The 24,031-nt window shown below is 37.2% G+C and carries 13 protein-coding genes; 10 read left to right on the top strand and 3 right to left on the bottom strand.

The features are described from left to right. Nucleotides 1–7: 7 nt before the first annotated feature. The 3 genes from ORI89_RS13860 to ORI89_RS13850 all read right to left on the bottom strand — a co-directional run bounded on the left by ORI89_RS13860 (nt 8) and on the right by ORI89_RS13850 (nt 5,460). A complete protein-coding gene (locus tag ORI89_RS13860; protein WP_268231094.1) occupies nt 8–3,538 on the bottom strand; it encodes a SusC/RagA family TonB-linked outer membrane protein in 3,531 nt (1,176 codons plus the stop codon). Between the two features lie 104 nt (nt 3,539–3,642). Continuing rightward, nucleotides 3,643–4,749, bottom strand: a complete 1,107-nt coding sequence (locus tag ORI89_RS13855; protein ID WP_268231093.1) for a FecR family protein — start codon at nt 4,747–4,749, stop codon at nt 3,643–3,645. 159 nt (nt 4,750–4,908) lie between these two features. Then, entirely contained in the window at nt 4,909–5,460 is a 552-nt protein-coding gene (locus tag ORI89_RS13850; protein WP_268231092.1) for an RNA polymerase sigma-70 factor, read from the bottom strand. Between the two features lie 947 nt (nt 5,461–6,407). Between ORI89_RS13850 and ORI89_RS13845 the strand changes: the two genes are divergently transcribed. The 10 genes from ORI89_RS13845 to ORI89_RS13800 all read left to right on the top strand — a co-directional run bounded on the left by ORI89_RS13845 (nt 6,408) and on the right by ORI89_RS13800 (nt 23,547). Further along, nucleotides 6,408–6,983, top strand: coding sequence for an RNA polymerase sigma factor (locus tag ORI89_RS13845; protein WP_268231091.1), 576 nt, complete (start codon nt 6,408–6,410; stop codon nt 6,981–6,983). A gap of 212 nt (nt 6,984–7,195) precedes the next feature. Next, nucleotides 7,196–8,338 (top strand): FecR family protein, encoded by a 1,143-nt coding sequence (locus ORI89_RS13840; RefSeq protein WP_268231090.1) that lies wholly within the window; start codon nt 7,196–7,198, stop codon nt 8,336–8,338. 95 nt (nt 8,339–8,433) lie between these two features. Next, nucleotides 8,434–11,865, top strand: coding sequence for a SusC/RagA family TonB-linked outer membrane protein (locus ORI89_RS13835; RefSeq protein ID WP_268231089.1), 3,432 nt, complete (start codon nt 8,434–8,436; stop codon nt 11,863–11,865). Nucleotides 11,866–11,868: 3 nt separating this feature from the next. Next, nucleotides 11,869–13,344, top strand: a complete 1,476-nt coding sequence (locus ORI89_RS13830) for a RagB/SusD family nutrient uptake outer membrane protein (protein ID WP_268231088.1) — start codon at nt 11,869–11,871, stop codon at nt 13,342–13,344. A 132-nt stretch (nt 13,345–13,476) separates the two neighbouring features. Beyond that, nucleotides 13,477–14,208, top strand: a complete 732-nt coding sequence (locus tag ORI89_RS13825) for a DUF4843 domain-containing protein (RefSeq protein ID WP_268231087.1) — start codon at nt 13,477–13,479, stop codon at nt 14,206–14,208. A gap of 20 nt (nt 14,209–14,228) precedes the next feature. After that, nucleotides 14,229–15,785 carry a PKD-like family lipoprotein gene (locus tag ORI89_RS13820; protein ID WP_268231086.1) on the top strand — a complete coding sequence of 519 codons (1,557 nt, stop codon included), beginning with the start codon at nt 14,229–14,231 and terminating at the stop codon, nt 15,783–15,785. 57 nt (nt 15,786–15,842) lie between these two features. Next, on the top strand, nt 15,843–18,092 hold the full coding sequence (locus tag ORI89_RS13815) for a Gldg family protein (RefSeq protein ID WP_268231085.1): 2,250 nt from the start codon (nt 15,843–15,845) through the stop codon (nt 18,090–18,092). Nucleotides 18,093–18,095: 3 nt separating this feature from the next. Beyond that, nucleotides 18,096–19,028, top strand: coding sequence for an ABC transporter ATP-binding protein (locus ORI89_RS13810; protein ID WP_268231084.1), 933 nt, complete (start codon nt 18,096–18,098; stop codon nt 19,026–19,028). Nucleotides 19,029–19,032: 4 nt separating this feature from the next. Beyond that, nucleotides 19,033–21,294 carry a DUF4350 domain-containing protein gene (locus ORI89_RS13805; protein WP_268231083.1) on the top strand — a complete coding sequence of 754 codons (2,262 nt, stop codon included), beginning with the start codon at nt 19,033–19,035 and terminating at the stop codon, nt 21,292–21,294. A 453-nt stretch (nt 21,295–21,747) separates the two neighbouring features. Then, entirely contained in the window at nt 21,748–23,547 is a 1,800-nt protein-coding gene (locus ORI89_RS13800; protein WP_268231082.1) for a polysaccharide biosynthesis protein, read from the top strand. Nucleotides 23,548–24,031 lie beyond the last annotated feature (484 nt).

Here is a 24,031-nt window from a genome sequence, read left to right as displayed (position 1 = left end):
TTATATGTTACATGTTGACATGAAGACCAAAAGAAAAACTTTTTGGTGTGACAAAGGCAGAATTGGCAAAGTCAGGGTCAATGTCGTGTTTATTGGATTTCCAGATTAAGCCTAAGTTATTAGCCTGAGCTGTTAAGCGAATAGATTGGAAAGGTAGACGTGGGAAAAATCTTTTATTGAGTGTATACCCTAAAGTGATATCATTTAAGCGAATAAGATCGCCACGTGTAATAAGTATCTCGGAAAAATTGTAAGTAGTAGAAGCGCTTGCATCAAATGTTTCTGCATAAGCAGGTACGTGAGTGAATTTTTCATCGCCTGGCTTCTCCCATCTTTTGTAATAATCTTGGTGGTAGGTTCCGTTAAATTCGGCTCCTGAATAGATGGAGCTTCTACGGAATACACTTCCTGATTTCCAAGTGATGAGAAAACTCAAGTCTATATTTTTCCAAGTGAAATCATTACGAACAGAGCCAAAGTATGGGTCAACACTAACTCCAGATTTGTTGAGCATTTCCACTTTTAGTTCCTTTTGGTAGGTAGGGAAATTTGTTACTCGATCGCCATTAGGCATGTAGTAAATGGGGTAGCCAGTTTCAGGATCTAAACCTGTCCAAGGAATAGAGTACATAAGGTCGCGACTGACACCAGAAATGGGTGCGGGCGGAGTACTGTAATATGATTCTATCCTTGCATTGGGATTGGTATATACATCGGTGATTTTATTTTTAGAGATGCTGAAAAGAACTGTACTATTCCATTGAAATGACCCCACTAGGTTTTTTGTATTGATGGTCAAGTCTAAACCATGTGTGCGCATACTCGCATAGTTGATGAGTTTACTATTGGCCGCTGTACCGCCTGTGATAATACCGGTACTAGGAGCTAGATAGTCTTCACCAATTAAATCTGTAGCATTTTTAATATAATAATCAAATGAACCTCGGATACGGTGTGAAAGTGCAGAAAAATCAAGAGCTAAATTAGTTGTGGAAACTTTTTCCCAACGTAGGGATGGGTTGCCCGCACTCATGATTGTTCCCTGAGGTGTCTCGACTGGACGCTGCGTGTTGTAACGTATTGTGGCAAAATGGCTAATGTCTTTATAAACGTTTCCAGCGCTTCCGTAAGTGGCGCGAAGGCTTAGTTCTGGTAACCAGTCTACATTATAAAAGTCTTCATTATGCATATGCCAAACCCCACCTAGCGACCACAGAGGAGTCCCTTTTTGATTGGTTTTTACACCAAACAAGTTGGACGCATCCCAGCGTAGAGAAGCGCTGGCTACGTATTTGTCCTGATAGGTATAGCTTGCATTTCCAAAATAGGAAAGATACCTGTCAGTGAATTTGGCATTGTTGATCGGGAATTGACTTGGTATGGTGACATTACCGGAGGGTCTTACAGGATAGTTTGTATTGTAGTTTAAGGCAGTCTCACCTTGACCTGTTTCTTTATTATAATTGTAATAGTAGTGTCCGCCTGTTGCAGAGCGGATACCCTCGCTAATTTCTGCTCCGGCTATAGCAGAGATATGATGATCGTTAGAAAAAGTATTATTAAAATGTAATGTACCGCGAACATTATTTTGACGAGACTCATAAGGCGTTCCTAAAATCCGTATATCTCCATACGGAATCTGTTGAAACATGTCATTGTTCGTAAATCTATTTACAAGGTTGCGTACATAATACGTGTCTTTATCGTAGTAGTCCTCGCTATCATTTTGACCTTGTGTGTGTGAGTACGTAATGTTAGCCCTAAACATGTCTAAAAAAGAATAGGATATGTCGGCATTGAAGCGAATTTCACGCGCATTTGTTTTTTTGTTTTTTAAACGTTGCTCATTTAATGGTACATAGCTCCAGTCAAGCAGACCAAGCTCTTCCTCTTCTGTTTTGTAACTACTACGGTAGTCTTTTACGATAGGTAGATGATTTCCTTGTTCGTCGACTAAGCGCATATAAGGAGAAAGTCCGATACCCATACCGTTAGTAAGGTCGGAAGTTGTAATAGCGTTGTTTTTAGTTTTGTTTTCTGAATAATCGACACGGGCAAGGATTTCTAAGTTTTTAACCGGTCGCATACGGTGTTGTGTGCTTAAGTTAAGACGATTACTGTTGTCACCAATCCAATTGGAACGACCATGATTATAACCTGCTGATAAATAATAGGCATACTTGGAGGATCCTCCGGACAGATCTAAATTGTATTGTTGTTGTAAGCCAGTTTGCAAGAGATACTTATGAATGTCGTCGCGAACTTCTGTGTTTCTAAAAACATTTTCCATATCTGCTAACTCGGTTGCCGTAATTGCCCCGTCATTGAATTTATGCAGCCATTCTGCATATTCGGGAATGATAGTCACATTTGTGCCTCTTGCATAGTTATTTCGGTCAAATCGTATTTTTTCGATTTCAAGCATAGCATCACTACTAATGCGACCGCGGTCGTACATGAGGTTGGGTTTCTGATCAATAGTGGTGCGGTAAGAGAAATTGACTCTACTTTTTTGATCGAAACGTCCACTTTTTGTTGTGATGACAATGACTCCGTTGCCCGCTCTGGCTCCCCATATTGAAGCTGCAGCAGCGTCTTTTAAAATGGTGATGCTCTCAACATCATTAGGATTGATAAAGCTTAAATCTACTTCATTACTAGCGTCGCCGCTATTTTTGCTGTACAGGTTACCTTCGTAAGGGAAATTGTCGATGACAATGAGTGGACGCTTATTCCCTTGAAGAGTTGATAGTCCGCGAACACGAATATCAGAGGTGCTTGTAGCTCCTGCTTTTGTAAATTGAAGACCACTCGCTAAACCTTCTAAGCGTTGTAAGATATTTGTGCTAGCACCGCGTTCGATGGTTTTTTGATCTACATATGTAAATGATCCTGTGGCACGCTCCTTAGGAGCTTGGTAATAGCCGGTGTTCATAACAGATACTTCTTCGATATTGAAATCAGAAGCTACTAATGTAATAGTACCTACTTGTTCGCGAGCGATTAGATCTGTAGGTTCATAACCAACAAATGATACCCGAAGAATACTACCTGAGGATATGTTTTCGAGAGTAAAACGTCCGTCAACATCTGTAACGGTGCCCGTAGTACGACCTTTTACTTGAACGGTAGCACCTTTGACAAGTTGCCCGTGACTATCAAGAACACGACCGTTTACATTTATAATGCTTTGTTGGTCGTTAACAGGAACTGAAGCAACTTCTTTGCTTTGTGATTTTAAGCGTACAGTGATTAATTTGTCATTAATAGTATAAGTTAATGGTTGATCCTTAAAAATTTCGTTTAAAATAGCGTCAAGATTTTTTTCACCCGCTGAAATATGAATGGGTTTACTGTTTTTAAGGTCGGAAGTGCTGTATACAAATCCGTAGCCAGTCTGTTTTTTTATTTCTTTAAAAACAGTGGTCATCTGTGTTGTGGTCTCTGTTATTTTAACTGTTTGTGCCGAAACCAATGTGCCAGAAAGGTTGAGCGTAAGCAGTAAAACCAACTGAAAAAAAATACTTCTTTTTGTCATTAGGTCAGTTAATTAAATTTGTATTGTTTGGTAATTATTTATTATTTAATCAAATAGCCGAATTATATAAAGACGGCATTTGTGAAAAGATCTTATTATTTGGACTATAATATATAGATGGTTCGGTCTTTGATTTTAAACTGCACTTTGCCTGTGTTTTCAATAGCTTGTAGTACAGCGGTGATACTTTTTTCTTTTGGAAAGAAACCTTCGAAGGTTTCTTTTTTGTTTTTTGTGTTTACCCACTCGAAATCTACATTATACCAAAGGCTTATTTGCTGAACGAGCTTCTCTAAAGACTGATTAGAGAAAGCAAACTCACCATTCTTCCAAGCGAGTGCTAAATCTAAATCAATAGGATATACGTCTAACCCTGTAGCGGAATAAGCCGCCTGTTCACCAGGTTTTAGAACTTGACTGTGTAAGTGAGGTAACTCGTTACTTTGTACTCGGACAGAGCCCTCTTCTAGAGTTGTGAATGTTTGTGACTCCTCAGGGTGATAGCTAATGCTGAACTTAGTGCCCAAAACAGTAACAGTTTGTTGTCCGCTGATGACTTCAAATCCTTGGTGGTCGTGGTTGTTATTTAACTGTTTTTTCACAACGTTGAAGTATGCTTCCCCTTCTAATACCACTTGTCTTTTATTTCCTGTGAAAATCGATGGGAAGCTGATTTTAGATAATGGGCTTAATAATACTGTGGAGCCATCAGGTAAGGTCAGTTGAAAACTACTTCCTTTAGAGGTGCTCACAGTAAGCTCTTGTACAACAGTATTAGCCTGATTGTTTAGGGCAGTGAATAAAGTAATATCTTCTTGTTTTTCTAGTGATAATATTGTGCCGTCTGCTAGGCGTAGTTGTGCGCTACTATTATCATGAGTGATATGTTGACTATTAGCATGACTAAAGTCTTGTGCCTGATTGTTCCAATTTTGATGAGTGGAAAAAACATAAAGTAAGGTAGATACGGTCCCTAGTAGTAAGACTGCAGCTGCGGTTTGCCAAAGTTGAATACGTTTCGGTTTTGTGATCTGTTTACTAATTTTTTCCCATGACTCGGAGGAACGCTTTTCCAATAAGAGAGGAGGCATGCCTGACGGTTGCATATCAGAAAACTTATTATACCATAAGTGAATCAGCCTTTCTTCATCGGCGGTGCACTGCCCTGATTTATATTTATCTAATAAACTTTCAAAAGTCTTCTTATCCATAAAGTTAATTTGGTTATAGTATACCTATATATAATAGTACAGGATAAGAAGAGTTTGGTAGACAGTAAAAGTTTAAATTATTTTAATATGTTATAAATATTAGGTTTTTAGGAGATAAAGACTTGTCGAAACGAAGGAGGTTTGCGTATTAAGTATATTTTATGAAAAAAGTATAGTTAACAGTGATATTTTTGAACGAATCACTTTTAGGGCTCTGTTGATTGTCTTTTTTACAGTGTGTGGGCTAATGTTGAGATGTTCGGCAATTTCAGAATGGCTAAGTTGTGCGTCTCGTGACATCCTAAAGATTTCTTGCATACGTTCTGGTAAGAGATTAATGCCTTCTTCGATATTTTTTTCTAACTCTTTATATAGTAGAGCTTCTTCCACATGGTGGTGCAGCTGTAGATGGTCTGAAAGATGTTTAATAGAGTCGATATAGCGATCTTTTACTTTAGCATGTGCGTATCGGTTAATGATGCGATTTCGTAGAGAAACATAGAGGTAGGGACGTATTTGGCTGAAGTTGATTTGCTCTTTATTTTCCCATATATGGATAAATAGATCTTGTACAATATCTTTAGCTTCGTCTTCATCTTGTAGCATTTTACAGGCATGTAAATAAAGAACAGGCCAATATGTATCGTAAACTCCTTTAAAACATGAGGGGTTTAATTTATCTACGGCTGTATCGTTTAAATTGTTTTTCAATTTATTATTTATCGAATCTATAGAATGTAGGATTATGGTCTCCCACTACGAATACACAGTTTTTTATTAGTCTGTAAATAAAAAAGATCTTATATTACAGTGCTTTTTTTATTTCAGCCTATTTTGCAAACCTACTAAAAATATGTAATCAAGTAAATTTCAATACATTTCTTTTAATAGTTTGAAGGTTTCTATAAGTCAAATTAACACGTATGAAAACTTTGCGGTTTTCAATAGTATAACGTATGTGTGCTGAAGATAGCTACAAGGAGTGTATTGGTATTGTTAAGAAAGTAGCGTAGAACGCTAGAGGTAGTTTTCGGAATATGATTGATGATATTTATAGCTACAGAAGTGAGTGTGCTGCATGTTATTCGACACGCTTTGTTGTATTACATCAGTTGATGGGCTCTTCTATTTGTTGAAGTTTAGAGTAAATTGTTCTTTTTTTATGGCTAGACTCTAAAAATGCTGTAAAAAGTACTAATGCAATTGATATAAAGAAAAATAATACCATCATCATTGAAAGACGAACAGTATATGGTATAGATGAGTAATTTATGTAAAGTTTTTGCATAAGCATAGTTTTAAAAGGCAAACGACGAGTATTGTAACAAATTCCTTGCCAAACTTAAGTTTTATCTCTTTTCTTTTTTTTAAGCGTGTGCAAAGGTAAGGAATAAAATGAAATTCCTGTTGTTATAATTCCTTGTTTATCGGGTATAACGGAATGTGTAGGCAAAATGCTACAAGCTTTATATATATAGGAGAAATTTGAGCGTTTGATTTAATCTTCACTTTGAGGTGTGAGCTACTACTAAAAAGCCAATGATATAATGTGCAGTATGAGCAGTTTATTCATTTGTAAATAAAATAGTGATGTTATTGCTAATTTTTTAAATTATTGTATATTTACCGCCCAACCGTTAATTCGTAAGATAAAAGTAATGCTTAAGCATGTTGATAACAGAGAGTTATTCGATAGAGTAAGATCTAGCGACGCTTTGGCCTATGCCGAACTTTATGAGCGTATGGGTAAGCCTTTATTGATCTATGCCTATAAGCGGCTACATGATATGGAGGCAGCTCAGGATGTATTGCACGAAGTTTTCTTAGGTGTGTGGGAGCGTAGAGCCGAAATACTTTTGCCAGAAAGTGTAGAAGCTTTTTTGTATCGATCTATTTTGAATAATGTGCTTAATAAGATTAGAAAAGAAAAGTACAATCAGATGTACAAAGAGTCTTTTATGGCTTTTTATGATGGAGCAGATAATACGCTAGAGAAAGATCTTTTTGAGAAAGAATTTTTTGAAACACTTTTTGTTGAAATTAATGCACTCCCAGATAAAATGAGTGAAGTTTTTAAACTCCGTTTTTATGAAAATTTAAGTAATATGGAAGTAGCCGAGCGTTTGGGTATTTCACATCATACGGTTGCTACTCACATGAAGAGAGCTTTGGCTGTCTTAAGAAGTCGCTTTGGAGAGTCTCTGTTTGCAATTATCCTTTATTATTTGAAATAACAGTTTTTTTTTAGTGTGAAATTTTTGCTGTCGCTCATTTAGGGCTTTCAGTCAGTTTTTGTGTGTTTTTATTCGGAACAATCGTCTTTTTTCTTGACTATTTGTATAGCATAATGACTTTGTTGATGGTGGTAGTAAAATAAAAAAAGAGGAGAGTACCCTATGCTCTCTTTTGATGGTACTTTATTAGTGTACAGCATGATTTTAAGTAAATGACAGAAAAAGGCAAAAAAGAGAACGCTGAAGAGATTTGTAATCGCTTTGTTAATGATGAAGAGACGGATGCTGACCGTAATTTATTGCTTTCTTGGTTGCATGCATATCGAGCGAGTGAAAGAGTGGATTTGCGGGAGGAAGAGTTAAACGGAGCTTTTGAAATTAGTCGTAGCAAAATTATGACTGATATAAAGAAGGTAAATCGTTATAGAGTAAAACGTTTATGGATTGCTGCAGCAGCTGCAGTGTTGATTGTTTCAAGTTTTTTCTATTTATATATAGGTCAAGACGGTGATTTTAATGACAGAAGTTTAACTCTTGTAGAAGAGTTAGATAAGGCTGTTTTAAGTCTAGAAAATGGAGAAAGTATAGCTTTAAATAATTTGGATACCGGATTAGTGACCGAAAATGAGCTATATAGTATTTATCTGGATAATGATGGTTTTTTGGAATATAGATATAAAGAAGGTGAACTAGGAGTAGAGTCGGTTATTAGTTGGCATGAAATCAAGACACCTGCAAAAGAGCAACTGAAAGTTAAGTTAGTTGATGGTACGGAGGTTTGGTTGAATGCATCTTCGACATTGCGTTATCCTTCTCGTTTTGAAAAGGATAGAAGAGAGGTGTTCCTAGAAGGTGAAGCTTATTTTAAAGTTACAAAGGATGCTGGGGAGTTTATAGTAGAAACTGACCCTCAGATAGTACAGGTCTTAGGGACGGAGTTTAATGTTGAAGCCTATAAAAGCTCCTCTGTAGCAAAAACTAGTTTAATAACAGGTAAAGTAAATGTCAGAGGTACAAAAAATAAAGACTCTGCAATTTCTTTGGATCCAGGTTATCAGTTTATTACCAAAGAGAATGGCGGCTCGACTGTGCAGAAAATAAAATCTATAGAGTACACCTCCGGATGGAGAAATGGTGATATCTATATACTCGATGAAAGCCTATATGACGCTCTAAAAAAGATAGAAAGAGCATATGGAGTGAAAATAGATGTGGGTAATAGGAAGTTAGAAAGGCGAGTTTCTGGTGTTTTTTCTAAAAATCAGAGTTTAGAAACAGTATTGAAAACGTTGGAAAAAATAAGCGAGTTGAAGTTCAATGTGAAAGGAGAAAGCGTATTGATTGAAAATAACTAACCCCAATTTAGAGAATTACTAACAGTTGCATGTGCTTATAGGGGAAAAGTATATGCACATTACGAACATTATGAATATAATTTAACCTAACTAGAATGTTTTTGTTTAAAGATGACAAACCTAACCGACAGCGAGGTATACGGCAAGTATATCTCAGCTGTATTTTAATGACGTTATTACCGATGCAATTGTGGGCATTTTCAGCCTATTCTCAAAAAATAAATATTGAGATGAGAAATATGAGCTTGGAAAATCTACTATTAGAGATACGTAATCAAGCTAAAGTTGATTTTATGTTTGATCGAAGCATAGTATCGCATGCACGACAGATGAACGTAAATATAAAAGGAGCCTCTACTAAGGAAGCCTTAAACCAAGCTTTAGCAGAGACTGATTTAGAGTATAGCATAGATAATAATATGGTGGTTATTACGAGAAAGAATAGCCGTACCCATATTCAGATTCCTATGCATATCACCTTACAGACCGATGTTAGTGGAACTGTGACGGATATCAAAGGAGTCCCTTTAGCAAATGTGAATGTTCAACGTTACTCGAATCGTACGCATGCCATGTCGGTAGTGCAAACAGGCAATAATGGTAATTACCAATTAGGGGGACTCGGTGCTAATGACACGCTAATGTTTACAGCGGTTGGTTATGAAATGCGTATCGTTCCTATACGGGGTCGTAAGCAAGTTAGTGTGCAGATGGAAGAAAAGATAGCTGAAATAGAAGATGTGGTCGTGACAGGTATCTTTGAGCGTAAGGCTGAAAGTTTTACGGGATCTACTGTGCAGATAAAAGGGGAAGACCTGCGTAAGGTAGGAAGTACAAACGTATTTCAATCGTTAAAAAACATCTCACCAAGTATGTTTTTAGATAATTTTGATATGGGTTCTAATCCCAATTCGTTACCCAATATGCAGATCAGGGGAAATGGGAGCTTGCCCACTGACATGGGGGATATAGGGGCAGGACTAAAGGGTAATTACCTGAAAGATCCTACTCAGCCTTTGTTTATTTTAGATGGTTTTGAAGCGAGTATCGAGCGTATATTCGATTTGGATATTAATCGTATTGAAAGCCTAACTATTTTGAAAGATGCAGCATCGAAAGCTATATATGGGTCGAAGGCTGCAAATGGGGTTATTGTGATTGAAACTCTGAAGATGTCAGGTTCAAAGCCTTTCGTGACTTACAATGCTACGACGAATATAGAGCTACCAGACTTAAAAAGTTATAATCTGACTAATGCGCGCGAGAAACTACAAGCTGAAGTCTTAGATGGCATGTATTTGGCTAATCCAAATACTTATGATCCTAGCCAACAGTATTTAAAGTTGACTAAGCTTTATAACCAGAGATTAAAATTGGTGGAAGAAGGGCTTGATACTTATTGGTTGGCGAAACCTTTACGTAATGGCGTGGGGCAAAGACATGCTTTGAGTGCCGAACTTGGAACCGGAGATTTACGAGTCATGACCGACTTTACCTATAATGATGTTAAAGGAGCCATGAAAGGCTCTGATCGACGTAATGTTGGTGGAAATGTATCGGCTTCTTACCGTATTAAAGACTTTATGTTCCGTAATTTAGCTTCTTTTACGTCAAACAGGTCTAATGAATCACCTTATGGTAAGTTTTCAGAGTATGTTCAAATGAATCCATATTGGCGAGCCGTAAATCCTGATGGGACTATACCCTACTATGCTGAAAATAATGAGGATTTGAATGTTAAAGTGGTGAACCCTTTGTTTAACTCAACCTTAAATAGTAAAAACCAAAGTACCTATAATAATTTTACGAATAATTTGTATGTGGAATGGAAGCCTCTTGCTGGATTACGTGCGACAGCTCGGGTGGGTATCGATGTGAAAAACAGTGATGCAGATGAATTTTATCCATCAAAACATACGAGATTTGAGTCTTTTTCGTCCAATGATGTGAATCGTAAAGGTTCGTATCAAGTGAATCATGGAAAGAGTACTTATTTGTCGGGTGATTTAAACGTAAACTATAGTAAGCAGATTGCACGAAACTATTTCTTTGGAAACTTAGGTTATAATGTGAGTGAACGTAGTTTTTCAGAACGTGTTTACTTAGCAGAAGGATTTCCAAGTGACCGCTTGCAGGATATTATGTTTGCAAAGAGTTATGCCTTAGATGCACGGCCTACAGGTGTTGACGGTATTACGCGAGATATGGGTTTTTTAGCGGCTTTTTCATATATGTGGGATGATCGATTGATATCTGACTTTACCTATCGTGCGAATGCCTCGTCGCAGTTTGGTGCCGACAAACGTTGGGCTTCCTTTTGGAGTGCAGGTTTGGGTTGGAACTTTCACAACGAAGAGTGGATAAAAAACTTAAATATAGTGGATCAATTTCGCATCAGAGGATCAGTCGGTGCGACGGGTAATCAAAATTTTAATACAAATGCCTCTATAGCTACATATAAATATATTTTAGATCGCTTTTATCAAGGCTTTCCGGGTTCTCAGGTAGCGAATATGGTCAATCCTTATTTACAGTGGGAATCATCTTTTGATTACAATGGTGGGCTTGATCTAAAGGTTTGGCGGTTAGGTTTACGCCTTGATTATTACGAGCGTTTTACGAAAAATCTGTTGGCTGATGTGACTATACCTACATCATCTGGTTTTGATGAAGTAAAGGATAACTTGGGTAAGATTAAGAATACAGGCATAGAGTTGCAATTAAATTATATGGCATGGCAACGCGAACGTGACTTTGTGAGCTTGCAATTTGGGATAGAAACTAACGAAAATCGTATTGTCGAGCTCTCTAACTCAATGCGTGCTTACAATGCTCGGATGGACGCTTTGGCGGCAAATTTGGGAACTGGAGTACCGGTGAAAAAATATCAAGATGGTATGGCTATGGATGCCATATGGGCAGTACCTTCTTTGGGTATTGATCCAGCTTCGGGACAAGAGGTTTATGTGCAACAAGACGGAAATACTTCTTATATGTGGGCAGCTTCCAATATGATTATGGCAGGTGTGGCTCGGCCTAAATATCAAGGGACTTTTGGCCTGCAGGCCGAGTATCAGGGAATCGGTATTTCGATCACAGCTCGCTATTTGGGTGGAGGACAATTGTATAACCAGACTTTAGTGGATCGTGTAGAGAATGTCAATATGGCTTATAACGTAGATAAACGCGTATTAACAGGTAGGTGGACAACGCCGGGCCAAGATGTGTTTTTTAAGAAATTGGGCACCTATACTTATACGGATGAGGAAGGGTTGTCGATCGAATTAGAGGAAAAGACAAGAGCGACTACACGCTTTGTGCAGAACAGAAAAGAATTGGATATATCGTCTATTAACGTGTATTACGATTTTTATAAACATGAATGGTTGAGAAAAGCCAAATTGGAACGTCTACGGGCGGCTTTTAATATGAATGAGGTTGCTAAGTTTTCCTCGATCGAAATTGAACGAGGCTTGTCTTATCCCTTTGCTCGGACCGTTTCTTTTTCATTAACAGCAACATTTTAAATTATGAAGACAAGAATAAAATATATAGTAGCTAGTTTCATTACCCTATTTGCACTACAATCGTGCGAGAAATGGTTTGACGTGACTGCCAGCGATCAAATAAAAGCTGAAGATCAGTTTTCGTCGGGGGACGGGTTTAGAGACGCCTTGACTGGGATTTATTTGGCTATGGGCACTGAAAGTTTATATGGCAAAGATATGACCTTTAATATGATCGATATTTTAGCTCAGCAATATCAACCTTTTACTGGAGCTTCAGCTAAATATAATGATATGCAAAATTTCAGATATAGTACAACGAGAAGCGAAGAGCATATACAGCGAATATGGGATAAATTTTATTTTGCCATAGCGAATGTGAATACTGCATTAAGCTACTTGGAAAAAAGTGATTTTGTATGGTATCCCGGAGAAAAGGAAATTATTGAGGGAGAGCTATTAGCTTTGCGTGCCTTTTTACACTTCGATTTAATGCGTGTTTTTGGACATTCTAATTATGAAAATCGCAGTGATCTGACTAGTAAGATGGCCATTCCTTATAGCACGATGTATTCGAAGGAGATAATACCTCAGTTAAGCTATACAGAAACTTTTGAATTACTAGAAAGTGATATTGCAACAGCTCTGGATTTATTGAAGTATGATCCTGTACACCCAAATACTTTGTTGACAGAGGCACAGTTGGTGGAGATTAATCGGGAAGGTTTTTATAGTAAGCGGGATGGTCGTATGAACTATTTTGCTGTTAAGGCGCTGCAGGCGCGAGTTTATGCATGGCAAGGTGGACAAAAATGGAAACTAGCAGTACAAGCGGCTGAAGAGGTGATTGAAAAATCTGCTGCTAAACTAGCTGCTGTAGATTTGGATATCAGTTGGAATAAGACTGTAAGCTCAGAATATCTTTTTGGACTACATATAACAAATCACTCATTAATAGCGGCCCCGCTATTTTCAGCGAATTCTAATACTGATTATGATGTATTGAGATTAGGAGATGAGGCCATAGAAGAACTTTATGAAACCGCTGTTCCTGAAATTGGAGTAGTAGATTTTCGATACAGCAGTCTGATCGATAGAGGGGCTTATGGACTTTTCTCTAGTAAGTTGAATCGTTATTTTAACTCATTAGATTATGACAAAATGCCTTTAATTAAGTTGCCAGAGATGTATTATATCGCGGCTGAGTATTATAGTAAGAACAACTTAAGTAAAGCAATTGCTCTGTTACAAGAGGTCAGAGCAAGCAGACGTATAGTACATGAGCTACCTAAGCAAATGTCAGTAGAAGATTTTCAAGAAGAATTAATGAAAGAGTATAGAAAAGAATATATAGCTGAAGGGCAATTGTTCTTTTATTACAAACGTATTGGTTTGTTGCATATGCCGAATATATCTAATGATATAATTGTCGACGATGCAATCTATATGTTGCCTTTCCCGATGTCGGAGATCGAATTTGGGAATCGTGTTCAGAACTAGAAAAAAGAAATAAGATTAGACGCATGTGTCTAATTTTATGTTAACTAAACATAAGGATAAGCTTCGAGCTCTTACACTATTTATAATATTATAAATAGTGTAAGAGGAGTTTATTAATAAGAAAGAAAAAATATGAACCATATATATAAAACATTTCTCGCATTGGGCAGTCTGGTTATTTTGACACTTATTAGTTGTGAAAAATCTAACCCTATAGCTTTTAAGTCCAAACCAGCTTTGGTCTTTGGTCAGCGAGTAGTGAGTGAAAATAAAATCACCTATTCTTTTTTGGGAAATCCCTTAGATCAAGGGGAGGTGCGCATCCCTATCCGTATTGTAGGTTTTCCGGAAGATCGTGATCGTAGTTACGAACTGGAAGTGGTGATGGACACGATAACAAATGCCAAGCCTGAGTTATATACCATACCGCAGGGCTTATTAAAAGCCGGAGTAGTGGTTGATACCTTATCAATCAAAGTGAGAAAGACCGAAGATCTCAATGAGTCAGTGGCTGATTTGTACCTACGTGTTAAAGCTAACGAGGAGTTTGATCGTGGTGTAATCGAACGGCAATATTTTAAAGTGTCGTGGAGCAATCAGGCTATTATGCCAACGTGGGGTGTTTATTTTCGGACTTTTATTTCGGCAGCGGGTAGTACAAAGGCTTTTCGAATTTTTGTTGAAACGACAGGTTTACAGAATTTTACTGCTGCCGATTTTCGAGTTTATGGTCAGCTTGGTGCTGAGGTTTTGGGCAAGAAGTTTGGCGATTATATTCGTGAATGGAATGCAGCAAACCCCACAGATATATTAGTGCATGATGATGGCTTACAAGAAGGACAGCCTATCGTACCGAGGTATTAACCAAATTAGAGAATATAGAGATGAAAAATATAAAAAATATTTTGAAGATAGGTTTAAATCTGTTTTTGCTACTCGTTATAACTAGTTGTAAAGACGATTTGAGCACGGTAGAATCAATAACACTGCCAGAAATAAAAGTAGACGATGCGGATAAGAAAGATTTGACTGTATTTCAATTTGACCGTTTACAGTTTGAACCTAAAATTGTGCAAGAGGGAAGTGAATCAGATAATTTGAGCTACGAATGGAAAATAAATATGGAGGGACGTTCGATTGAATATGTGGTGATTGGTATGGATAAGAAGCTAGATTATGAAGTTAATTTTCCTCCAACAAGTTTAGGCTATGAACATCAAGTGTTATTGAAAGTAACGGATGAGAATACAGGTATAGCCTATTTGCACGATTGGAAACTAACGATTCGTAATGGTATTGGTGAAGGCTTAGTTATCGTCGAAACCTATGATGGACAGAATACTGATTTAAGCCATGTGATGTCGCCCCTTGTGACACCTGATTTTAATGAAGAGAAAATACGGTATAAAGTGTTTTCTTCAGCCAATGCATACCCAATAGAGGGGTTAGTTAATAATTTGATCTATACCCAAGTGAAATCGAAAAAATCTTTGCTAGGTAGTACAAATTCATCCTTATTTAATATTGACATGCTAGATTATCAGCTTGAAAAAAGGAATGAAGAACTTTATTTTGTGCCACAAGCCAGTTATGGGGCTGATTTTTTAGGAACTATTGTGCAAAATGAGGTCATTATACGGGATGGAAAGTTATTTGCTAGTTGGATGGAACTGAATAATATAGGCTTGCCTTTTACGAATAACTTTAAGGTACCAGCTATTGTAGGATTGAATGCCCGTTATGATTATCCGACAGTGGTCTTAAACTTCTATTCGGAAGATCTTGGTACCTTCGTTTACCAACCCGCTTTGAGCACGTTTGGTGATCGGGAGATGAAACGTGTAGCCGCTGCGACGGGAGCTTTTAATCCGAATAGTGTAAGGGATCATGAAAATTTAGCAGCAGGGGTCAACGAGCGAGGCGAGTTTATTCACCTGTTGCGAGATAAACAGAATCAAGAACGATCTTTGTTTATCTTGGATGGGGGAGAGTATGATGGAGATAATGGTGTAGTGATATCGCCCAAGCCACTACGGAAGATCAGCTTAGCTGATGCTCCCGAGATTGATCAGGCTATACTGTATGTGATTTTGCCTAACCAAAACGTGATGCTCTATGCCACAAAGACGAAGATATATGGTGTTGTTTATGGTGGATCAAAACCTAGTTTTGGAGTACGTTATACAGCAATAAATGGAGAGGAGATTACCTCCCTTAAAGTTTTTCAACAAGCAGATTATCCCAAACGTTCGGTGTGGAATGACGAAAACCGACATTTCGAAAAAAATAACAAACAGTTAATCTTGGGTACTTATACCGGTAGTGAAGGTAAAGTGCATATTTTGCCATTGGTTAATGAGGGGTTGGCAAATATCGATCAAAAGAACATCAAAACATATAATGGTTTTGGGCGTATTTTATTTACAACAACACAATTATAACAGCTAGCAAGGGAGGCAGATGTACTAAACTGCCCCCTTATTTTCAATAGGATATATATGAGGAAAATAGGGAAAATAGCAAGGCTAGAATTGAGTGTGTTTTTTTATTCGCCAATTGCATGGGTACTGATGATTATTTTTATGATACAGTGCGGCGTTAGCATTATGGATTTGTTGAGCGAAAAAGAAAGTTCACAACAATTGGGAGCCCAATTACAATCTTTGACAGCTGATGTATTTGCGGGGCCGAGAGGTTTCTTTAGATCGGTTTTAAAATACACATACTTATATATACCTCTTTTGACGATGGGTATTATAAGTAGAGAATTAAGCAGTGGAACGATAAAACTATTGCAGTCTTCACCAGTTACGAATACACAAGTGGTTCTGGGTAAATATCTAGGGCTTTTGATTTTTAGTATATATTTTGTTTTTATATTATTCGGAATAGCGGTCACAGGTAGCTTTTTGATCGGTAATTTCGATTGGGGAGTGATTTGTGCGGGAATATGTGGCATCTATCTGTTAATAGCAGCTTATGCAGCTATAGGTTTATTTATGTCGAGTTTAACTTCGTACCAAATTGTAGCAGCAATTAGTACGTTAGCGGTACTGGTTGGCTTAAATTTTGTTGGTGAAATAGGCAAAGGAAACCCTTTCCTACGTGAGATTACTTACTGGCTGTCGCTGCAAGGGAGGACTGATCATTTTGTGAATGGTATGATCAGCAGTCAAGACAGTATTTATTTTGTGTTAGTGATTATGCTTTTTATAGGTTGTACGATAATACGTATGAATAATGAAAAGTCAATCCGCTCGGAAGTACAGAACAATTTACGTTATGTGGGATGGATAGCAGGAATTATTGCAATTGGGTTTGTTAGCTCATTGCCGCTCAGTAGAGGATATCTTGATCTTAGCCGATTCGAGGCAAATACTTTAACAGCTAATAGCAAAGAGGTTATTTCTAACCTGAAGCAGCCTTTGAAAGTGAAGAATTATGTTAATATCTTGCATCCATTAGGGAGATTAGGAACACCGAAATGGCGAAAGTTTGACTTGAAGCAATTTGAACAATATATCCGATATATTCCTAGGATGGATATGGAATATATCTATTATTATGATTATACACCGCGTTATGCAGATAGTACAGTTAATTTATTAGAAAAAGCCCAGAAAGCAGCGTTAGCTCATGGAGTTGAATTTACGGAGGTGCTAGCTCCTGCTGAAATAAAAAAAATAGTTGATTTAGGCCCGGAGAACAATTCGTTTGTAAGGTATTTGCACCATGGGCAAGATAGTGTAGTGTTGCGTATGTATTTGGACGCAACGGGCTACCCTACGGAATCAGCTATTTCGTCTGCATTAAAGCAACTGTATATAAAAAGTCCTGTTATTGGTTTTCTGCAAGGTGCTGATGAACGTAGTATATATTCAATAGGTGATAAATCGTATAATAGATTAGTCGCCGATATTCAAACACGAGAAGCAATTGTAAATAGCGGCTTTCAGGTGCGTACATTAACACCAAATGAACTTGATACTGTAGGCGATAAACTCACAGCTTTAGTTATAGCTGATCCATATAATAAATATTCGGATGAGGCTGTAGAAAATATCCGTAAGTACATACAGAAAGGTGGCAGCGCTCTTTTTGCTGCAGAACCGACTAAAGTTGGTTTCCTTAATGATGTCTTGGTAGATCTACCCGTCAAATTTGCGAATAAGCAGGTTTATCATAGAAGTAAAGATGTAGAGGCAGAGGTAGTGCAAGCACAATTTTCAAATGATGCTATTGAGTTTGGTTTTGCAAAGTCAACTAAATCTTTGGTTTCGTTGAAAGGGGCTGCTCCTTTATTGTTAAATGAAAATACTGGAGGTTATAAGATTACCACTGTTTTAAATAGCAGTAATAAAGATAGTTGGCTGGGGAATATTCAAGATAGCACTTCTAAACTTTCTCAGCTAGGGTCTTCCCAGATAATGGCTGTAGCACTGACTAAAGTCGATAGTGAAGAGCACGAACAACGTATACTATTGATTGGCGATGCAGACTTTATGAGTAATAGTGAGTTGAATAGACATAATATGCGGACGGTCAATGATCAGTTTTCATTGAGTCTTTTTAAGTGGTTCAGCCAAGGGGCTTTTCCGGTAGATACGCAGCGACCAGCACCTATTGATAATAAAATTTTAGTAAAGGACAGTACCTTAAACACCATTAAATATACTTGGATAGGTTTTATGCCATTGGGATTAGGGATAATAGGAGCTGTTGTATTAATTCGTAGAAAAAGAAAATAAAGAATGACGAACAGTATAGTGAAAATAGAAGCTCTTTCTCATAAATATTCTAGAGATTGGGCTATCAGAGATATCAATTTTGAAATTACGGGTAAAGGTATTTTAGGACTTCTAGGCTCTAATGGTGCAGGCAAATCAACTACGATGAATATACTTTGTGGTGTTATCAGTCAAACCGAAGGGGAAGCTTGGATAGATGGAGTTAATATTCGTACAGATGCGGTGAAAGCGAAGCGCTTGATAGGCTTTTTACCGCAGAAAGCGCCTTTGTATGTGGAGTTAACTGTAGATGAATATTTAAGACATTGTGCTTTTTTGAGAGATATACCTGCTAATGAAGTGGAGGACGCCATGGATGTCGCAAAGAAAAAGTGTGGAATTAGTCATTTTAGCAATCGTTTATTAAGCAATCTGTCGGGTGGTTATCAACAAAGAGTAGGGATTGCACAAGCAATAATTCATAATCCAAAATTGGTAGTATTAGATGAGCCAACAAATGGATTAGATCCTAATCAAATATTGGAAGTTAGAAAGCTAATAAAAGAGATAGGGGAAGAAAGGTCAGTTATTTTATCAACGCATATTCTTTCAGAGGTCCAAGCTACTTGTGATCGGATCATAATGATTGAGCATGGAAAGGTCGTATTTGCGGATTCTATGCAAGCGTTTAATAATTATGTAGAACCTAATACATTGATTATAGAGCTGAGTAAAGCTCCTGGGAGTAATCGTTTGGAAGAAATTGAGGGAATAACAGCGGTACAAGAGTTAGAACAAGGGAAGTTTAAGCTGACTTTTAATCAGGTAGAAGGGATAAGAGAGCGTGTAATCGAGTTGTGTATAAAAGAACAGTGGGGATTGGTGGAGATATATCTAGAGAAAAACTCATTGGATGGTGTCTTTGCACAATTGTCATCGTACGGTAAAGGAAGATAATACTATGCGTAAAATTATAAAAATTGCAAGATTGGAGCTGAGCATCTTGTTTTATTCACCTATAGCATGGATTATTCTGGGTATAATTTTCGTACAGTGTGGACTTAATTATTGGGATACGCTCTATCAGCAAGAAACACAACAACAGCTGGAGAGACCGTTAGTGGTGGTTACTCGTGTACTTTTTGCGGGAGAGAATGGTATGTTGATGGCATTGATTGAAAATTTATATTTGTATATACCTATATTGACTATGGGCTTGTTAAGTAGAGAGTATACAAGTGGTTCGATCAAGCTTTTACAGTCATCACCTGTTACTTCTTTGCAGATTGTGCTGGGGAAATTTCTTTCCATTATGGTTTATGGAGCTTTGGTTGTTTCCTTGCTAAGTCTATACTTGGTTTCAGCTTATTTCTCTGTGGAACAACTTGATCTTAAGTTTCTATTGTTTGGACTTTTAGGGCTATATTTATTGCTTTGCGCGTATGCTGCGGTAGGACTTTTAATGTCTAGTTTGACCTCATATCAAATTGTAGCAGCTATTTCGACATTAGCTTTGCTGGCATTTTTTAATTATGCACAAGTTGTAGGACAGAATTATGATGGGCTTAGGGAAATTACCTATTGGCTCGCTATTGGTGGACGGACAGAGGATTTGGTCAATGGGTTGCTTAAAAGTAGTGATATTATATACTTTGTATTAATTACAGTTTTCTTTTTAGTAGTTGCAGTGATGCAAATGGAATTTACCCGTAAGGCGACTCCGCACTTCAAACGTGTATTTAGTTTTGTTGTATTGTTTTTTCTTCTATTGTCAATTGGTTACATCAGTAGTTTGCCAAAGTTTAACATGTACTATGATACTACCAGAATAAAAGATAGAACAATAAGTGTAACAGGACAGGAATTAGCAAAGAGTATAGAAGGGCCAATTAAATTGACATCTTTCGTAAATGTGTTGGATGATCGGGCAGGTTTTGGTTCATCTAAAAATAGAATAGCTGATGTACAACGGTTCCAATCATTTATTCGATTTATACCACATATGGAGATAGAATATATTGCCTATTATGATAGTGTTCCCTATTTGCGTTTAGATTCAGGAGAAACCATAGTAATGGCTGCAAAAAAGAAAGCAAAAGCTTTGGGTTTTAATTTTGAAAAGTTAAAAACACCTGAGCAAATGAAGGAATATCCTGAAGTGGCTAAAGAGGAAAATAGTTTTGTTAGATTTTTGAAGTATGATGGGAAACAAACTGCTTTACGGATGTATGATGATATGTTGCAGTATCCGGGGGAATCAGAGGTTTTAGCAGCATTGAAGCGATTGAAGGTTGGGCCTGCAAAGCTTGGCATATTGGTTGGGCAAGGTGAAAGGGGAATAGAAAATTATACGGATAGAGACTACACTGTTCTTTTAAATGGGCAGCGTGTGCGGGGGTCGGTGATAAATCAGGGGTTCGAAGTAAATGCGTTGAGATTTTCTGATCTGAATAGCTTTAGTGGTGCGGGACTCATAGTCTCGGATCCGCAGAAGGCATACACGCCTGAACAAATAACAATATTAAAACAGTATATTGATCAAGGCGGCAATCTCATGCTGTTGGCTGACCCGGGGAGTACGCTTAGTTTTAAAGAGATACTTGAATATTTAGGCCTAGCGTACAAAGATGGTACATTGTTGCAAAAGAGTGCTGATTTCGATGCTGATTTATTGCAGTTGCAGTTTACGAGAGATGCTATTGAGAACGGTTATAAGTTTTATGATGGAGCGAAAGTCGTAATGAAAGGGGCCGCAGCTATTAAAATTGTAGCTGAAAAGGGCTATCAGATTACGCCACTTTTTGTGACAAATCCAACAAATACCTGGAATAAGACTGGAGCTTTTGACTTGGAAAAAGAAAAAGTGACTTTTGATAGTGTTGTAGATGTAAGAGCTCAGGAAATTACAGCTGTAAAAATGGAAAGACAGCGGAATGGGCGTAACCAAAAAATAATAGTTTCAGGTGATGCTGATTTTATGAGTAATGCAGAGATGAGTCGGTATAATATCTCAACTGTAAATAGTTCTTTTGCTATGCGAAGTTTTAAATGGTTTAGTGATGGTGAGTATCCCATAGGAGGGATAAAAGAAAAGGCCCCAGACACACTTATTAAAGTAAGTAGAAAGAACATAAATTTTCAAAAAATTACATTCTTAGGAATAATTCCTATGCTCTTAGCAGGATTCGCTTTTATAACTTTAAAGAAAAGGCGGAGCAAATGATTTTGTTTCAATTTGTTTAGTAGAAGAGGGCTGAGTCGTAATGATGCAGCCCTTTCTTTTTTACTATTTTATTTTGGCTATGCTTTATTGAGGAGTTTTAGGTTAAGTTTTTCACTACAAGGATAGTTTTCTTAAACACACTTTTTCATATATAAAATGTTGATTTAAAGAGTTTGGACTGTTACAAGTGTAACAATTTGTTTTTTACCATTTTCTTTTTATCGTTCCATGTGAATTGTTTCTGTATATTTGTGAATAAAACCATGAATATTAGTGACATTATATTGATTTCATAAAAAGCCTGAAATGGATCTTAGTGTGTTGAGAAAAAAGCTTAGACGAGATAGTCCTAGGTGGGTTATTTTACTGATCGATTTATCGATAGTGTTAACTTGCTATGTGACAGCACATTTTATTGTTAATAGTTTCCGGGGTGTTTTTGATATTCAATTGATGGCAAAAACCAGCGTAATTGTGCTTGGTGTATATACGGTGTGTTTCTTGCTGATGAAAACATATCGTGACATTGTAAGACATACCGGGCTTAGTGAAACTGTTAAAATATTTAAAACAGTGTGGTGGGCTTGCTTATCGTTATTTCTTATTTCTTTTCTAGTACGTAAAAACATATCCCATTTAGGACCCTTAATTCAATATTTGAGATTATCGTATGCGGTGATTTTTACACATACTTTCTTGACAATGGTAGTGATGGTGGCGGCACGTGTCATGTATCGAAGTTTGTATGAGTTGTTTTTTTTTAGAAAGAGAAAGAGTAAGCAAGTTTTAATTTTTGGAGCTTCAAGACCGGGATTAGTAGCATACGCGATGTTAAAGGATGATATCCGAAATAAAAATAATGTTGTAGCTTTTGTAGAAGATAATGATTCCAGAGTAGGGAAAAACTCACGCGGAATAAGGATACTAAATCTTTTAAGTATTGATGGGGCTTTTGTAAAGAAGTACGATATAGAGGAGGTGGTAATAGCTGTTGAGAATAATGATCCTGAACGATTGGCGAGAATAACGGATCATTTTCAACTTTTAGGGCTAGAGCTTAAAATCATGCAACCTGGTAATTCATTGCTCAATGCGGGAGATAAAAGACAGATTCGAAAGCTACGTATTGAGGATCTTTTAGGACGTGATACTATACGGCTGGATAACCCCGTGTTAAATGAGGAACTGAAAGGACGTGTCATTTTAATAACAGGAGCAGCAGGTTCTATTGGTAGTGAGCTTGCTCGACAAATTGCAGCGAGGAAATATGATAAGTTGATCTTAGTAGATCAAGCAGAATCAAACTTATATGATGTGCAGCAGAGTATACGCTTGTCGAATAAAGAACAGACTTATTTTGTTATAGGAAACATTCGCGATAGGGTGTTGATGAGAGGGGTTTTTGAACGTTTTAAGCCAGACTTTGTCTTGCATGCAGCAGCTTATAAACATGTTCCTTTAATGGAATGTAACCCTCATGAGGCTATAAGGAATAATATAGGGGGAAGTATGTTGTTAGCTGACCTAGCTAGTGAGTTTGGGGTGGAAAAGTTTGTAATGGTGTCGACAGATAAAGCTGTAAATCCAACAAATGTAATGGGGGCAACAAAGAGAGCCGCTGAGATATATGTGAGTTCTTGTAATGAATTGAGTGAAACAAATTTTATTATAACTCGTTTCGGAAATGTATTAGGGTCAAGCGGATCAGTTATACCGACATTTGAGAAGCAAATGGAGAAAGGTGGGCCGCTTACTGTTACTCATGAAGATATAACTCGATATTTCATGACCATTCCTGAAGCGTGCCAGTTGGTGTTGGAGGCAGGAACTATGGGGAAAGGGGGAGAGATTTTTGTTTTCGACATGGGTAAGTCTGTGAAAATAATGGACTTAGCAAAGCGGATGATTAGCCTAAAGGGATACCGTTACCCACAGGATATAGATATAAAAATTGTAGGTCTACGTCCTGGAGAAAAGATATTTGAAGAATTGCTGGCAAATGATGAGAATACTATAAAAACGCATCATTCAAAGATATTAATAGCAAAGGTAAGTACGGAAGCTTTGAAGGAAAAGAGGCAGCTTATAAAAGAGTTGTCGATTTACGTAGAGCTGAATCAGCAGCAGCGAGAGGATAACGACTTTAATGCTATTGCACAGCTGAAAAATATTGTTCCGGAGTTTGTATCAAAAAATTCTGTTTTTAGTAAATTAGATAATAAGGAACAGATAAAAGCGTCCGGAACGGATTAACTTCTATGTAGATGACCGATTCTTAAAACAGGAGTCATCTTTAATTATATATTGTAGCTTATAAGGTCAATAGATCTCCTGAAAGGTTGATGTATAATGTGGTCGGTACATGTTATATAAGTTCTTATTTGCTGCAGAATTTTCAAGTATCTCCAATAGTCTTTATACTTTTAGCTTTTTTACTAGCACATAATCCCATTATAAATTTTGGTATGGTCCTTGCCATCAATAGCATAGATTTTCTTAAGATTGCTTTTTACTTTGTTTACGATTTTATGTATTCGGGAGTCTTTTGGAAAGGCGGGTACGATCAGTGTATAGAGACTATTTTCCACGAATACTTTATAGTTGTTAAAAGTATCTGTACGGTTTTTTTAAGAAGTGTCTAATTATGATTAGTAGCTCGGTCTGTTAGGAGCTTATTAATGTGCTGGTTATATCAAAAAAATATAAACTTCATTCTATATATGTAAAACTACTCCTG

It is taken from the genome of Sphingobacterium sp. UT-1RO-CII-1 (assembly GCF_026711005.1).
Classification (GTDB): domain Bacteria; phylum Bacteroidota; class Bacteroidia; order Sphingobacteriales; family Sphingobacteriaceae; genus Sphingobacterium.
The sequence above is the reverse complement of the archived record's forward strand: the minus strand, read 5'-3'. Positions and strand labels throughout refer to the sequence as shown.

Excerpts from the sequence above, each read along its gene's own strand:
- ORI89_RS13825 (WP_268231087.1), top strand. The coding sequence starts at position 13,477 with ATGAACCATATATATAAAACATTTCTCGCATTGGGCAGTCTGGTTATT.
- ORI89_RS13820 (WP_268231086.1), top strand. The coding sequence starts at position 14,229 with ATGAAAAATATAAAAAATATTTTGAAGATAGGTTTAAATCTGTTTTTG.
- ORI89_RS13860 (WP_268231094.1), bottom strand. The coding sequence starts at position 3,538 with ATGACAAAAAGAAGTATTTTTTTTCAGTTGGTTTTACTGCTTACGCTC.
- ORI89_RS13800 (WP_268231082.1), top strand. The coding sequence starts at position 21,748 with ATGGCAAAAACCAGCGTAATTGTGCTTGGTGTATATACGGTGTGTTTC.
- ORI89_RS13810 (WP_268231084.1), top strand. The coding sequence starts at position 18,096 with ATGACGAACAGTATAGTGAAAATAGAAGCTCTTTCTCATAAATATTCT.
- ORI89_RS13805 (WP_268231083.1), top strand. The coding sequence starts at position 19,033 with ATGCGTAAAATTATAAAAATTGCAAGATTGGAGCTGAGCATCTTGTTT.
- ORI89_RS13830 (WP_268231088.1), top strand. The coding sequence starts at position 11,869 with ATGAAGACAAGAATAAAATATATAGTAGCTAGTTTCATTACCCTATTT.
- ORI89_RS13845 (WP_268231091.1), top strand. The coding sequence starts at position 6,408 with ATGCTTAAGCATGTTGATAACAGAGAGTTATTCGATAGAGTAAGATCT.
- ORI89_RS13815 (WP_268231085.1), top strand. The coding sequence starts at position 15,843 with ATGAGGAAAATAGGGAAAATAGCAAGGCTAGAATTGAGTGTGTTTTTT.
- ORI89_RS13840 (WP_268231090.1), top strand. The coding sequence starts at position 7,196 with ATGACAGAAAAAGGCAAAAAAGAGAACGCTGAAGAGATTTGTAATCGC.
- ORI89_RS13835 (WP_268231089.1), top strand. The coding sequence starts at position 8,434 with ATGTTTTTGTTTAAAGATGACAAACCTAACCGACAGCGAGGTATACGG.
- ORI89_RS13855 (WP_268231093.1), bottom strand. The coding sequence starts at position 4,749 with ATGGATAAGAAGACTTTTGAAAGTTTATTAGATAAATATAAATCAGGG.